Here is a 13,666-nt window from a genome sequence, read left to right as displayed (position 1 = left end):
CTCGATTTATGGGTAGCAGATAGCCTTTATCATAAGTACCCCATCAATCGATGTACAGCCAACTCCGCTTCTTGCTCAGACTCAAAGTACCCATTCAGAATGTTATTCCACAGCACATTGAACGAAGCCTTATACAGCTCGTTAAACTCGTTATCGTCCATCTTCGCAAACCGAATGCTTTTGGCCTCTCGCCGCGTAATACCATCAGGCAAGATCACCACATCATAGAATCCTGCTTCAGCCACTACCCATTTACGGTATGCCTCAAATGACTTCTCGGTTTCGATATTGGCCCGATTCGCTGATAAGTGATCAAGGTATCCACTGGCAACATCCTGAAGTGTTTGTAACTCCCCGCCGTATTGCGCCAGCATCTTCACAAAACGCATCAATAACCCGCGCTCAGCTGGCGACACAGTGCCGCCGGTTGGATTCCAGTAGTCAAACCCGAGGTTTAATAGCGCAAAGTATTTACGGTGAAAGATTGGATTACGAACCGTTTTAAAGTCGCACTCCAACACAGAGCCAATACGCTTTTTGTCGATGAACGCCTTATCATCGTCAGTGAGCGGGACAAGCGCCCCGCCCTGAGCTTTAACCAATGCAATTCGTGCCATTATGCCGCCAACGTTCTAAGGGCTGGTTTCACTTTAGAATTCCCCAAATCGTAATTCAGCCATTGCTCAGCAATAACCTTTGTCGGACACAATTGGTGCTTTGACATGACAAATGGGTAAGCTTCGGCAAACTCCAAAGCGCGATCAGCAAAGACACCATTAAGTCCTGTACTCTCCCACCCTTTCATCGTTGAACCAGATGCAGAGCAATAATTGCCTAGCGCTCTACGGGCCGATACCGTGGTTTCGATCCCCTTGTCATGCAATACAATCAACCGTAATAGCGAGTTGAAACCATTAACTGCCAGTACGCGCTTCATTTCAGTAATTTCAGCATCAGTAAAAAAATCACTCATGGTGTGTCATCCCCCGTAGTGCGATCCGTGCAAACACCGAACCCTTGTTAAATTGCTCTGGCCGAACATTGTTAGCATTGCGTTTCTTGTCGAATTCACTCACACAACTACGCGCTGGCAGTTGTGGTAACTCGGTTAACAATCCGGCCCTTTCTAGTCCCTGATATTTGGTAAATACCACCCTGAACTTCTTCTCAGCATCACATGCTGAAAGGGTGTTTTGGACCGCCCAGCTGATCTCTCTGCGGGTTTTCTTTTCAGCTAACGACTGAGGGGCCTCACGCCGGATCATGCGCTGGAATGCTTCTTGCCATTGATCATCCTTGCACCAACCACAAAACTTGCCGACGCTCGGGAAAAAGTCACTCTCTTGCTGGCGAGCCATGGTTAAGCCTCGGTGAACTTGCGACATGTTGACGATGCCGTTTTCCATCATGCCCTTCGCAAATGCGGCGCGAGTTGTTTTGAACTCATCAGCCGTTCGCAAATGATTACGCCAAGCTGGCAAAATTGCGCACAGCTCTTTGAATATTTGATTGATGTTCTGCATAGCAAATTCATCAATTTGATTTACTGCCTGTTTCGGATCTGGCTGGCGTGAAATCTTCATACGCTCAGTTATTTCTGCGATATTTTTCATGTCGTTACCTTTGGTCGTTAAAGTCCGAGGTCATGGCCCCAGGTGGTATCGTCAAAATCTGCGAGGGTGACTGGTCGATCACCTGGCCGCATGACTGCGATTTTTGCAGCCTGAAGATACCCAGCAAACTTGCTTGGTTGGAACAGCGTGCTTGGTCTCATGTACTGCGCCATTTTCCCATCGTTGCCCCACTCGATTTGCTTGTGATTAATCACCATGCACAGCTCTTCGACGGTATAGCCATCGCTCAACCGTCCTGAGATTGGATTCACGTTTGATTTGCATGCTTGGTATTTACTTCCGGTCACCGTGTTCAAGTGTTGGATCACCTGCTTGGCGAGATCCAATTTGGGCGGGTCAGATTTGATATCGTCGGGCTTGCTCGACAAATGATCTTTAGGTTCTATGACTGGTTCAAAAGAGTGACTGGTTCTGGTGCTATCTGGTGCTATAGCCCCTGTGCTATCTGGTGACACAGCTATGCTATCTGGTGCTACACCCCCTGTGCTACCTGGTGACACAGCTAATGGGTTATCCAATGTCAGATGGTACACATTTGAAATGTTGCCTTTTGGGCCACCTTTACGGTTTTCTACACGAAGCAAACCCGCAGATTCCAGATCCTTAATGTGCTTTCTAACCGTACTTCTGCCAATTTCACACTGATCAGCAATGTGCTGGTAACTCGGCCAGCACTCACCAAGATCATTAGCATTATCTGCTAGCTTGATAAGGACTAGCTTACGAAGCGGATTACCCACTTTGATTTGCATAGCCTTAACCATGAGGAGCATTGACATTATGCTACCTCCACCTTGACGCTAGACGTGGTTTGACGAGAGAACAGTATTGCATTCTCCCTTGTCGGCTCAGTCCCTAGCATCAATAAGTTACGAGCTACAGCGATACTCATGCCGCGGCGTTCAGCCACAGCACGAGCCGCAATATTAATAATCGCATCAGCGTTATTCAGATCAACGTTAGGGTTCAATTTAACAACCATGACAAAGCTCACTCATCCAATCTGGAATACTGATGCCTTCATGAATTAAGGCTGTTTTGATTTGCTCAGCAATTTGCGGATCAGCGATCATCATGTCCCGTACTGCCGAGATGGCCAGCGTGTAGACAAACTGCGCTTCGGTAGTGTCTGCTGCTGACTGAGCAATCTTTTTGACAACTTCACGCTCAGAGTCAGTAAATCGAATTTTAACTTGAGCATCACGGATCAAATCTAGGCTCAGTCCTGGTTTCCCAATCTTGCGGCGTTCTGCAACGGTTTTAAGCAGCGTTTTTTCGAATGTGCTTAGTGTGGTCATTGGTCGTTACCTTTTTGGTCGTTTTTAAATTCAAATTAAGGGCCTTCTCATCTACGCCATAATCACTAGGATTAAAGATGTAAGGTATGTCTTTGCTTATATGGCATAACAAAGCGATATGAAGCGGAGCCCCATTTTTACGCCACTTAACAACGGCAACGTGGCTAACACCAAAAGCTTGAGCTGCTTTAGTGACGTTTCCATATTTTGAAATGAGTACCTCGATTAAAGTCATATTAACCACAGTCCTATGATACTTAAGGTACGATACTACCGTGTCGTACCTTAAGTTACAAGGAAATCGAATATGATATATCAAGGATTGTTATCAATAAGAGTATCCAATGAATACGAGAGAGACGTTCGGTCAACGACTGATGCGAAAGCGTGATGAGCTTAATTTAACACAGGACCAATTAGCTTCTAAAGCGGGGATAACACGTGTAAGTATTAGCAAGATCGAACAAGGTTTAACTCAAAGTACTCGTGCTGACACACTGTTTGCTCTAGCAAAAGCACTAAAATGCCCACCTCAATGGCTACTTAATGGGTCTGGGGATGAAAATGACCCCACGATACAATCAAATATATCTAATGGTCCACCTGTATATAAATTTGTTCCCGTTATCAACTGGGTGCAAGCCGGTGAGTGGACACCACTAGCTGACCAATTTAAGTCTGATGATATTGAGTCGTATCCATGTCCTGTTAAATGTTCATCTTTGACCTATGCCCTTAAGATTAAAGGTGACTCGATGATGAATAGATTCGAAGAGGGCGACATTATCTTTGTTGACCCTGAACTCGTTGATGCCATAAACGATAAATATGTCGTTGCTCAATTGGAAGATATGAGCGAAGCCACATTTAAACAGCTACAGATCATTGATGGGAAAAAGTATCTCAAAGCACTAAATCCTGATTATCCATCAGATCTTAGATATTTAAAAATAAATGGTAATTGCACGATTCTTGGAACCGTTATTGCCCACCTAAAACCATTGTAGTTTTTATGGATAAGTGACTATGAAAAAAGATGATTCATTAAGTATTCCAATGCTTATTATTTTGATCGGAACTCCTATCGCATTTTTTTCTTTTAACTGGAAAATTGCCATTGCTGTTTTTTTGGTTGGTATAGTGTCACTTGGATGGAAAAACCGTCATGACGGCCCCTTTCCTACAGATAAGGGGGATTATTGATGATTACAATACATCCTAACAATGCCAATAGCATGACCGATTATGATAAGTTAAGCATCTTATCTAAGCACTATCCATCATCATCTAGGTATGCTCAGGATTTACTTGTTAGCACAAGTAAATTAATAAAAAAAGAAGGTCTTTTTTCAACAGAAACATCACGAATGAAAAACGTAATGAAGACCTACGAAAGTTTAATTTATGCATTAAATGATGAATTTATGGATAATTTCGACATCGATATGAACAATCGAGAGCAAAAGCAAGAAGTTGCGTTCCAATTCCTTTCGATATTTTCAGAGATAGCGCCTAATTGGCAAGAAGAATACGATACATTGAATCATCTAATTCCTCATTTTTAATAACAATAAAAAGCATTACTTCGGTAGTGCTTTTTTTTACCCCAAGCAGACACTTTAGTGTCGCACACAAATATATCGTAACTTTTTTGTCGAACCGGTATTGACTTACAGAGTAACCAAAGTTACATTTGCGTCATGGAGCGACACTTTGATGTCGCCGCGCTCTTTAACATCGCTGGATTCTATAACTTAAGTTTCGCGCCGTGTCTTGATGGCGCTGGTTCACGCTCGCAACGAGACTTTGCGTGACAGTAATCAAGGCTAGCCCGCCAAAATGGAGGCGTCTTACTTCCTCGATAAGACAAGGGTGAACAGAGGGTTTTTACTGAAGCGCTCAGTATTGAGTGTTTTGGTAAAGACGACCAAGAAAGACCAAAGGTAACGGGATCTGCTCTTCGGGGCAGTATCTCAAAGGGAATTGAAATCAGTTTTCTTTGAGATACAAAAAAGCCCGCGCAAGGCGGGCCAGTTTGGGCTGCGGTAACGACCAAGAAACAACAGCCAAGGTGGAGAACGACCAAGAACCCCACCCAAAGGTAACGACCATGGTCATCGCAGAACGACCACAGCCTGATTGCCGATCCTCAGAAAGACACACAATCCAAGGAATTATCTAATGAAAGACATCTTTAAGCAAGTCCCTAGCGAACATACTAAAGCACTAGAGCAATATTTAGCTCATGGAAGCCAGCGCATCATGCATAACCGTGAATGGTGTGGCCTTTCACTCTCAGATTTCACCACTTTCTACGTTGAGCTACATGATGGAAAACTGGCTGATGCCCTGGTTAAGTTCGCATTAACGGCCAAATGTGAATCCAGCAATACCCTCCTATCCCTCATGGGATTCCAAGAATTTGCCAAGGACGCTTTTGATGAGTTCATTGATGCCAATGCAGCCAACATCCTCAAAACGTTCAACAAGGAAATTGAAGAATACAAAAGCGAAGCATTCATTGCTGCCGCTGGCTTTTAACCTTCATTAGTAAAGCGTTCAGAGCGCTTTGAGGATGCCCACCAAAGGTAACGACCCATGCAAAATACCAATCAAGTTGCTGCTTTCGAACAGCAATACCCCCTTGTCGCCCAAAGAGGAATAGACCAATCCACTTGGGCGGCTTTACAAAACAGTGTGTTCCCTGGCGCTCGTGATGAATCAATCCTGATGGCGGTTGATTACTGCATTTCACGTAACCTCGACATTCTGCTTAAACCCGTCCACTTGGTGCCAATGTCAGTAAAGGATGCCGCCACTGGAAGTTCAAAATGGCGTGATGTTGTCATGCCCGGCATTGGCCTTTACCGAATTCAGGCCGACCGTTCTGGTACTTATGCCGGAGCCGATGAACCTGAGTTTGGCCCATCGATGACTTCAACGCTTGACGGAAACGACTACCAATTTCCTGAGTGGTGTAAATACACCGTTCACAAGTTAATTGGTGATCGCATCGTGTCATTCAGCGCCAAAGAATATTGGCTTGAAAACTACGCTACCGCAGGCCGTGATGCTACAGCCCCGAATGCAATGTGGAAAAAGCGGCCCTATGCGCAATTAGCCAAATGCGCAGAAGCTCAAGCACTGCGCAAAGCGTGGCCGGATATTGGTCAAGCGCCAACCGCTGAAGAAATGGAGGGTAAGGAGTTTGTCCCAACCGAAAAAGACATTACTCCCCAGCAGCAAACTATTAAGCACTACCCCGCATCAGACTTTGATACCAACTTCACCAAGTGGGCCAACGTCATCCAATCAGGTAAGAAATCATCGCAGCAGTTAATCACCATGATCGAATCAAAAGGTGTATTGAGTGAAGCACAGAAACAAGCTCTTCATAACTGCCACATCACCGACGCTCAGGAGGTCGCATAATGGAAATCATTAATGTCCAGCAAGGAACACCAGAATGGCTAGCTTTGCGCGCCACTAAATTCACAGCGAGTGAAGCCCCTGCGGCTATGGGCGAATCAAAATACCAAAGTCGTGATGAGTTACTAAAACTCAAAGCAACGGGTATTGCGCCGGAAGTCAGCAGCTATCAAGAAACGATTTTTGCTAAAGGTCACGCCGCTGAAGAGTCAGCCCGTCCTTTAGTTGAAAACATCATTGGCGATGAGCTTTACCCCGCCACTGCAATCAGTGATGAGTTCGATTGGATGCTCGCATCATTCGACGGCATCACCATGCTGGAAGATGTGGTATTTGAGCATAAGCTGTTCAATAAGAAATTGTATGAGCGCGTACTGAGCAACGACCTTGAGCCGCATTACTTCTGGCAGCTTGAACAACAGCTGTTAGTGTCCGGCGCAGAGAAGGCCATCTTTGTTTGTAGTGACGGTACGCCGGATAACTTTGCATCGTGTGAATATGTTTCTATTCCTGAGCGCCGCGAGAAACTGATTGCCGGATGGTTGCAGTTCCAATCAGATTTAAGCAGTTACACCGTCACGATAGATAGCCCAGTCATTGAAGCGGAACCCGTCCGCGATTTGCCAGCAGTCACCTACCAGATGAACGGCTTAACGCTGAACTCTAACCTTGATGTATTCCGAGCAGCCGCCGTTGAGCTGGTTGAAAAATCAAAGCAGCCAATTGAGACAGACCAAGACTTTGCTGATGCAGAACAGCTAGTGAAGGTGTTCAAAGGTGCCGAAGATAAAATTAAGAATCTCTCTGAACAGGTTCTTGGTGAAGTTCAAAGCATCGATGCCTTTGTCAAAGACCTGAAATTCATCGGGGAGAAAATTCGCCAGGCTCGGCTTGCTACCGACAAGCAAGTTAAAACGCGTAAAGAAGAAATTCGAAAGCAAATCCTTACCGATGCCAACGCGAAGATTCAACAGCATGCCGCTGAGTTAGCGCGGGAAATTAAAGCAATAATGCCAGCCCCTAGCGTATCTGTTCTGGATGCCATGAAAGGCAAGAAGACGGTTAAATCGCTAGAAGTTGCCGCAGAAACAGCAATTTCTCAGGCATTGGTTGAGCTTGATTTGATTGCGAACAAAGCCAAAGTAAACCTTGTTCAACTGGGTATGCATGCCGAATATCAATTCTTAATGAATGACTGGGCAACGATTTGCTTCAAAGATGCTGATGACTTCAGCGCCCTACTCACCTCTCGTATCGCAATTCATAAAGAGGCCGAAGCCAAGCGGCTTGAAGAAGAACGCGCACGCATTCGAGCAGAGGAAGAAGCAAAAGCACAGCGAGAAGCCTTGGCTAAAATTCGCCAGCAACAAGAAGCTGAGACCAAGCAGCTTAATGAACCGGAGCCGGAACGCTCGCCGGCAATCACTGCCGCACTGGGTAAAGGTAAGACAGCCTTTGAGCAAGTGGCCTCAAATCCAGCCCTTGCTACATCACAGATAAAGCCAATTCAAATGGTGCAAATCACGGCCAAAGAAGCCAGCTATCTACGCAAGCGCGACGCGATATTAACCGCGCTTGAAAGCGCAGGTGTAGAGAACTGGTCAGGCTATGAATACGCCATAAGTACGCTATCTGAAACTGCCGCTTAACCTCGGCGAATTTTAATCACTCAAGTAAGGCCCTCACGTTGGGCCTTTTTTATAGGTAACGACCATGTTAGATCTAGAAAAAATCGCATTAAATGCAGTTACAACGGCACTTAACTCCGACTCATTAAAGGAATCAATTGAAAAGAAAATAACTGAAACCATTGAGAGAGAAATTACGGATATGTTCCGTTCTTACTCTGACTTCGGAAAGTCTTTTGAAAAGGCACTTAAAGAGAAAATGATGCTCAATCTTGATGAGCTTAATTTCACCAACTATAACCACTGGCTTACAGTAACCATAAAAGAACGATTCAAAGCCCACACTGAACGCCCCACCTTTGAGCAAATAGATAACATGCTTAAAGAGATCATGCCCGTCGCTGATGCAAAAGTAAGTCTTGAGTCATTAATTGAAGACCTTCGTAAGTCAAAAAGTGATTACGACAGTGATAGTTCTGGTCGTTTTGCTGTCTGTTTTAACCGTGCTGAAGGTTATTCCGCGAAATACATAACGATTGGATTCGACGATGAATATGAGAAAAGCAGTTATAGCTATTCAAGTGGACAAGCTAAAGAGACCAAAGACTGCGAGTGCTCAATTAAGGTAGATATCAGTACTCATAAAGTTGTTGGTTTTGATATGAGGCATTACGGCAATACTGACACAGCAAAAGTTAAAACATGGAAACACAATTTTGAATCAACGGTATTTCACTTGTACGCAGCAGGCTCTGTTATTGACTTAGGTGACTACCTAGAGGCATTTAATAACATGCAAGAAGGTGACAATTTAGATGTTGATGGTCTTGATATAGATAACTCATACGAGTGGAATGAAGACTAAACCACTAATTGAGCCCATCTCACCAATGGGCTCATATCCACAAAAGGTAACGACCATGACCGCAAAATTTAAAGGCTACACTACCAAGCAACGCAATCTAGCCGTTGTAATTCGAGACCGAATAATTGCCAACTTCCCATGGGGAGAAAGTGCTACTCAGGCGACCAGACTTAAGAACGAACTTGAGCGGATCACAAGCCCAATGTTTTTCATTCGTTATCGGGCCATGCTTGATGCAGGAAACGTTGCTGAAGCACTCAGCGAATATGGTGATGCTAACTACTCAAGGCGGAAGTCGTTCTATGAAACAGTCTGATATGGAAGAATCGCTGAACCTGCAAACCCTCGCCAGAGAAGAAGCCGGTTCAATCATAGAAATGTACCGCAAACGCAATACCCCCATCGATGTTCAATACTGCGGTAACCAAGTCATCATATTGATCCATTCAAACCAATTGCCTCACCCACGGACACCATGGGCACTTGTGAATCATCGGCTCGCTTATTCGGCAAATGGGATAGAACGGCATGAGTGATTACACTGGAAGTAAAACACCCCCTGAACATCGTGATCTCTGGCGTACCCCACCGCCTGTGTTCAATTACTTCAATCGTAAATTTGCTTTTAGCGCTGACATCGCAGCCAGTGCGGAAAATACATTATGTAAGCATTTTTACTCAGAAGAAAACAGCGCACTTGATCAGGACTGGGATGTACCGCCCTTGAGTTACGTTTGGTGCAATCCGCCCTATTCGAATATTGGCCCATGGGTTAAACAAACTGCCTCGCAAAACAAACGCGGTATTGGCTGTGTCATGCTAGTCCCAGCGGATCAATCCGTTGGCTGGTTCAAGACTGCAATACAGACCGCTGCACAAAACATCATTGTCACCGGAGGCCGACTTGCCTTCATCAGTGCTGCAACAGGGATGCCCGTTAGTGGCAATAACAAAGGCTCTCAAGCATTAATCTGGGCACCGTATAACGACTGCCCTATCGCAACCAACTATGTGGATAGAGCGACTTTACTGAGAGGTTAGCCATGAGCGTTCATGATATTGCACTACATGATGAAGCTATCATCATTAATGAACAGAAATTCCAGCGTAATAAAAAGAACACCAAACCGCTAAAGACACAGGGTGGCAAATTGAAACGCCTGCTCTCGTTAAAAAGCTCATTACGTTGCAAGCTTCATATCGAAGGTGACGAAGACGAAAAGCAATTAATCCGCACGAGACTCTCCCATGTTCAGGGAAGAATAGAAAGGCTGACATCAAGCCCCGTCATTACTGAGCATGCAATATTGCGCTATTTGGAGCGAGTGAAAGGCATCAATATTTCTGAGATTGAACGTGAAATACTCAATGACTCGACTTTAGCAATGATCAACACATACGGCATTGGTGTCGCGAAGATACCCCATCCAGGCGGATGCCGATTGGTGATTGAGGATAAAACGGTGATAACTGTTGAAGCTTAATTAGGACTCAATCTGTCAGTTCTAAGTCTCTAAGTCACAATTTGACTACTAGAATCTGACAGATTACCTTAAATCGGTTCTGCCCCGTTATTGTTTAGAGATATTGCTTATTGTCGAGTTATGCCAGCTGCTTAACCCATGATGACCTTTCCTTAACACACTGTGGATATATACAGTTATAATAAAAATGCGCCTATTCTCCAATCACTACTGGGTATTAACGAGACAGGAATTGCTTGTTTTGCACAGAATATCTATGCATATCTATATGATAATAAACGACTTTAACTCATGATACTCGGTATATACAAGGTATTGTTCAATCTGAATACTTACTTTGCCCAAATCCATTGAGCAGTTACCTGTACGTATTGGTGATTTAACTCATTGAAAATAGCCTTTTTTTTTCGAGTATAGTGTAATGAAAGAACCAGTACGACAGCTGCGTGAAAGCGAGAATGCTGTTTAATACACTGTTAGGTATATATGGACTTTCTACACAAATTTTCTTGTTTTGATTGTCGAGTGGCATTCAAAAGACGTGCCACTGAAAAGTCAAATACAGGGACCGCATGGCAAGCCGAATCAGAGCTAGTTCATAAATGTCCTAATTGTGGTCGTAAAATGGCTTTTTTAGGCCGTAATTTTCGCGCGCCTAAACAAGCAGATAAAAATAAATGGTATGCAGCTCAGTTATTGTGGGAGGCAGGTTTTCGATATTGCGGTAATGGACATCATGAAGGTCCTGCTTTGCCAGAGAGCAAAGTTCATACAATTAACTTTATACAAACCAATTTGAAGCATCCCCAGAAAATAGCAGAAACTAACTCTTGGGAAAAATATACCTAACAAAGCCATTAACTTGATGCGTTTTACTGCGCATTTTTGGTCTGAAGTTTGGCTGGTTTGGTAAGTGTGCCGGTGCACAAATTATGGCAGGCGTTATGCGTATTTTCATCAAATGACTAACTTGCTAAAATGTAAGGCTATTTATATTGGTAGGCTAGTTTTCAATGAAAGAATCACCTAAAACGCTATTTGCAGATCGACTATTCTACGTTCCCGTTATGATATTGTTGCTTGCATCCTTTGTTTCAGCTGCAACAATTGCACTTAACTCTAATCTTATTTGGGATTTTTCTCATCAAGGTTTTAATTTTGCAATTGAAGTGTTTAGAGTCCCTCTCGGGTTACTTGCAGTATGTGCTACTTGGGCTGCTTTTGTAGCAGCAAACCATCGCTCAAAATTAACCATTGAGCAAATACGGGTTACGACAGAACAAAATATCTTTACTAATTATTTTAAGCATCTCGAAGAGTTCCAAAAATACGTAGAAGCAAATGAATTAATGAAAACTCAGGTGCCAAACATACGTGATGCACATGATGCTTTGTATGGCTCATTCGATAACTTTCAACCTAGGCTGTCTACTCAAATAAAAGCGTCGCTTCATAAACAGTTTAAAGAATGTTATGAAGTTCTATATCAAATGGATCAAGGTGGATCTTATGACCCAATCCTTTTAGTTAGAAAGTGGAACAACCATACATCATGGTTGGAGCGCTTGATTAATTTAGAGCCTGCGTTAGAGCAGAATGATGTTGTCCCTCTAGTTTATGATGGTATTACATTCTATTACGCTCGAGATTATCATACGTTAATTAACGAAACGGCTCGTATCTTTGGTGCTTTTGAATATTTGACGAAGTTCTCTATGGATAACGATAAATCAGAAGTATTTAATGCTCTTAGATCCGCATACAGTATTAAACGAGCAATAGGTCAATTAAATGTAATTAATGTTATATTTGACTATCAGGCTGGGCAACAGGCATACCGTGCTTTGAACTGGGGGCTTAAACAAGCTGTGTAATTGCGTACTATACGCATAACAGGGCTACATGTTCGTAATTTTGTGAGAGATAATAATGAAGAAGTATTTAGTTGTTTTTATGTTGTTGGGCTTAGTTGGTTGTTCCTCCCTAGCTAGAGATGGTGGTGCAATGAGGGTTCAGAATAACTATGAGGATGGAGATTATCACGAAGCTATCAGTATTGCAGATAGAATTATGCGTCAGTATGATTATGATGAAAGTATGAAAGCACTGATTTTGTATTATAAAGGTATGAGCCTAGAGGCAATTAATGATATTGATGGAGCAATTGGTGTTTACCGTTTCATCAAAGAAAACTATTCTAATACGGAATACGGTTATATAGCATCAGAAAAGCTTAAAACGATTCTTGCCTCTTGATGAACATAATCGGGTAGCCGGAGGTATTTACCCTCCAGCCCCCACACCACCTGCATGCGGATCCGCACAGGGAGGTTCATTCAGAACGCCTAACCTAAATCTTCGGGTTAGGATATTGAACAGCGATCCATCCGTCTTTCAGTGAAAATAATCCCGCATCCCAAAGGTAATCATTACTCGGTGCTTGCTGTATTCCCAGTGTTTTCGAACTTCACCATGGCCCTTTACTTGTGGTAGCACAACAATAGGTCTCAATGTATCACCTTCGATATCAATATCTAAGTCCCTGCTCACCAACGACAATATGCACTAGGCTGTTCTATGAATACCAGCAGGGACAGCCTAGATTATGTCAACATGCACAAACTGCCAAAAACGCGATGCTGTGGCATTCACTACCTGGGAATGCTATTGCGAAGATTGCGCGTTAGACACGGCACTCGTGCTACTTACACATTGTCGACTTAGCAACAAAGCCATTAATGCTCTTGTCGCCAACGGCTGGAACATACCGGTAACCACTACCCCTCACTTTAGTGCCACTGACATTTCCAAAGAACTGGGCTGTAGCGCTCAAAAAATTGGAAGAGTGGCCAACAAACACAAACTTAAAACCAATCAATATGGTGAATGGCGGTTAGACCAGGCCGCGAATAGCCGTAAGCAAATTGAGACGTTTTGGTATAACGACGCTGGTAAACAGCGATTAACAGAAATAATAGGTAACGACCATGGGAACAATAGTATTAGCAAGAGTCACTCAGCATAACGCAACTCTCAATATCACCCTTCCACAATCAAACTGGCTTGAAATGGATTCAGATTTATTTGCACTTCCTCAATGTCTATCAGTAACGGCGTAAATAAGGAGCAAAAAATGCACAATTATACTGACTACCCTACTGTAGACGTCTCTTATAGCGTTAAATCATACAGTTACGTTACGCCGTCACAGTTTAAATCTGAGAAAGAACCAGAGCAATCATCTCAATCTTTATCAAGCTTGAATGACCAATCATCAACGCAGCTGATCAGCCATAATGAAGTGCTGGAAATGTTCCAAGTATCTAGC

General features: G+C 43.5%; 23 protein-coding genes. 16 read left to right on the top strand and 7 right to left on the bottom strand.

What is annotated here, in order from left to right:
• Nucleotides 1–29: 29 nt before the first annotated feature.
• From L4D12_RS20550 to L4D12_RS20520, 7 genes are read right to left on the bottom strand one after another with little or no spacing between them, the layout of a single operon-like run.
• Nucleotides 30–617, bottom strand: a complete 588-nt coding sequence (locus L4D12_RS20550; RefSeq protein WP_428449704.1) for a DUF1367 family protein — start codon at nucleotides 615–617, stop codon at nucleotides 30–32.
• Nucleotides 617–973 (bottom strand): hypothetical protein, encoded by a 357-nt coding sequence (locus L4D12_RS20545; protein WP_428449703.1) that lies wholly within the window; start codon nucleotides 971–973, stop codon nucleotides 617–619. The genes L4D12_RS20550 and L4D12_RS20545 overlap by 1 nt, the downstream gene beginning before the upstream one ends.
• Nucleotides 966–1,613: a replication protein P gene (locus tag L4D12_RS20540; RefSeq protein WP_428449702.1), complete on the bottom strand. Its 648-nt coding sequence runs from the start codon at nucleotides 1,611–1,613 to the stop codon at nucleotides 966–968. The genes L4D12_RS20545 and L4D12_RS20540 overlap by 8 nt, the downstream gene beginning before the upstream one ends.
• 17 nt (nucleotides 1,614–1,630) lie before the next feature.
• On the bottom strand, nucleotides 1,631–2,413 hold the full coding sequence (locus tag L4D12_RS20535; protein ID WP_428449701.1) for a conserved phage C-terminal domain-containing protein: 783 nt from the start codon (nucleotides 2,411–2,413) through the stop codon (nucleotides 1,631–1,633).
• Nucleotides 2,413–2,616 (bottom strand): hypothetical protein, encoded by a 204-nt coding sequence (locus L4D12_RS20530; RefSeq protein ID WP_428449700.1) that lies wholly within the window; start codon nucleotides 2,614–2,616, stop codon nucleotides 2,413–2,415. The genes L4D12_RS20535 and L4D12_RS20530 overlap by 1 nt, the downstream gene beginning before the upstream one ends.
• Nucleotides 2,606–2,932 carry a hypothetical protein gene (locus L4D12_RS20525; protein WP_428449699.1) on the bottom strand — a complete coding sequence of 109 codons (327 nt, stop codon included), beginning with the start codon at nucleotides 2,930–2,932 and terminating at the stop codon, nucleotides 2,606–2,608. Before L4D12_RS20525 ends, L4D12_RS20530 begins: the two co-directional genes overlap by 11 nt.
• Nucleotides 2,895–3,167, bottom strand: a complete 273-nt coding sequence (locus L4D12_RS20520) for a hypothetical protein (protein ID WP_428449698.1) — start codon at nucleotides 3,165–3,167, stop codon at nucleotides 2,895–2,897. Before L4D12_RS20520 ends, L4D12_RS20525 begins: the two co-directional genes overlap by 38 nt.
• Nucleotides 3,168–3,276: 109 nt before the next feature.
• Here L4D12_RS20520 and L4D12_RS20515 point away from each other — a divergent pair, with 109 nt between their 5' ends.
• The 16 genes from L4D12_RS20515 to L4D12_RS20440 form a co-directional block, all read left to right on the top strand.
• Nucleotides 3,277–3,939: a LexA family protein gene (locus L4D12_RS20515; RefSeq protein ID WP_428449697.1), complete on the top strand. Its 663-nt coding sequence runs from the start codon at nucleotides 3,277–3,279 to the stop codon at nucleotides 3,937–3,939.
• Nucleotides 3,940–3,958: 19 nt separating this feature from the next.
• Entirely contained in the window at nucleotides 3,959–4,135 is a 177-nt protein-coding gene (locus L4D12_RS20510) for a hypothetical protein (RefSeq protein WP_428449696.1), read from the top strand.
• On the top strand, nucleotides 4,135–4,497 hold the full coding sequence (locus L4D12_RS20505) for a hypothetical protein (protein WP_428449695.1): 363 nt from the start codon (nucleotides 4,135–4,137) through the stop codon (nucleotides 4,495–4,497). Before L4D12_RS20510 ends, L4D12_RS20505 begins: the two co-directional genes overlap by 1 nt.
• 616 nt (nucleotides 4,498–5,113) lie before the next feature.
• Nucleotides 5,114–5,473 (top strand): hypothetical protein, encoded by a 360-nt coding sequence (locus L4D12_RS20500; protein WP_428449694.1) that lies wholly within the window; start codon nucleotides 5,114–5,116, stop codon nucleotides 5,471–5,473.
• 57 nt (nucleotides 5,474–5,530) lie between these two features.
• Entirely contained in the window at nucleotides 5,531–6,364 is an 834-nt protein-coding gene (gene bet, locus L4D12_RS20495) for a phage recombination protein Bet (RefSeq protein ID WP_428449693.1), read from the top strand.
• Nucleotides 6,364–8,010: a lambda-exonuclease family protein gene (locus L4D12_RS20490; RefSeq protein WP_428449692.1), complete on the top strand. Its 1,647-nt coding sequence runs from the start codon at nucleotides 6,364–6,366 to the stop codon at nucleotides 8,008–8,010. The genes bet and L4D12_RS20490 overlap by 1 nt, the downstream gene beginning before the upstream one ends.
• 64 nt (nucleotides 8,011–8,074) lie before the next feature.
• Nucleotides 8,075–8,854, top strand: coding sequence for a hypothetical protein (locus tag L4D12_RS20485; protein WP_428449691.1), 780 nt, complete (start codon nucleotides 8,075–8,077; stop codon nucleotides 8,852–8,854).
• A 55-nt stretch (nucleotides 8,855–8,909) separates the two neighbouring features.
• The gene (locus L4D12_RS20480; protein ID WP_428449690.1) at nucleotides 8,910–9,170 is read left to right on the top strand and encodes a hypothetical protein; all 261 of its coding nucleotides are present in this window, start codon (nucleotides 8,910–8,912) and stop codon (nucleotides 9,168–9,170) included.
• The gene (locus tag L4D12_RS20475) at nucleotides 9,157–9,390 is read left to right on the top strand and encodes a hypothetical protein (RefSeq protein ID WP_428449689.1); all 234 of its coding nucleotides are present in this window, start codon (nucleotides 9,157–9,159) and stop codon (nucleotides 9,388–9,390) included. The genes L4D12_RS20480 and L4D12_RS20475 overlap by 14 nt, the downstream gene beginning before the upstream one ends.
• The gene (locus tag L4D12_RS20470) at nucleotides 9,383–9,895 is read left to right on the top strand and encodes a phage N-6-adenine-methyltransferase (RefSeq protein ID WP_428449688.1); all 513 of its coding nucleotides are present in this window, start codon (nucleotides 9,383–9,385) and stop codon (nucleotides 9,893–9,895) included. Before L4D12_RS20475 ends, L4D12_RS20470 begins: the two co-directional genes overlap by 8 nt.
• A gap of 2 nt (nucleotides 9,896–9,897) precedes the next feature.
• The gene (locus L4D12_RS20465) at nucleotides 9,898–10,338 is read left to right on the top strand and encodes a hypothetical protein (RefSeq protein ID WP_428449687.1); all 441 of its coding nucleotides are present in this window, start codon (nucleotides 9,898–9,900) and stop codon (nucleotides 10,336–10,338) included.
• Between the two features lie 486 nt (nucleotides 10,339–10,824).
• A complete protein-coding gene (locus tag L4D12_RS20460) occupies nucleotides 10,825–11,187 on the top strand; it encodes a hypothetical protein (protein WP_428449686.1) in 363 nt (120 codons plus the stop codon).
• A gap of 164 nt (nucleotides 11,188–11,351) precedes the next feature.
• The gene (locus L4D12_RS20455; protein ID WP_428449685.1) at nucleotides 11,352–12,212 is read left to right on the top strand and encodes a hypothetical protein; all 861 of its coding nucleotides are present in this window, start codon (nucleotides 11,352–11,354) and stop codon (nucleotides 12,210–12,212) included.
• A 55-nt stretch (nucleotides 12,213–12,267) separates the two neighbouring features.
• Nucleotides 12,268–12,594, top strand: coding sequence for a tetratricopeptide repeat protein (locus L4D12_RS20450; protein ID WP_428449684.1), 327 nt, complete (start codon nucleotides 12,268–12,270; stop codon nucleotides 12,592–12,594).
• 349 nt (nucleotides 12,595–12,943) lie between these two features.
• Nucleotides 12,944–13,363 (top strand): hypothetical protein, encoded by a 420-nt coding sequence (locus L4D12_RS20445; protein WP_428449683.1) that lies wholly within the window; start codon nucleotides 12,944–12,946, stop codon nucleotides 13,361–13,363.
• A 108-nt stretch (nucleotides 13,364–13,471) separates the two neighbouring features.
• The coding region (locus tag L4D12_RS20440; RefSeq protein ID WP_428449682.1) for a hypothetical protein at nucleotides 13,472–13,666 on the top strand (195 nt) is incomplete at its 3' end.

It is taken from the genome of Photobacterium nomapromontoriensis (assembly GCF_050336815.1).
Taxonomy (GTDB): Bacteria; Pseudomonadota; Gammaproteobacteria; order Enterobacterales; family Vibrionaceae; genus Photobacterium; species Photobacterium nomapromontoriensis.
Note: the sequence above shows the minus strand (reverse complement) of the source record. Positions and strands in the feature narration are given on the sequence as shown.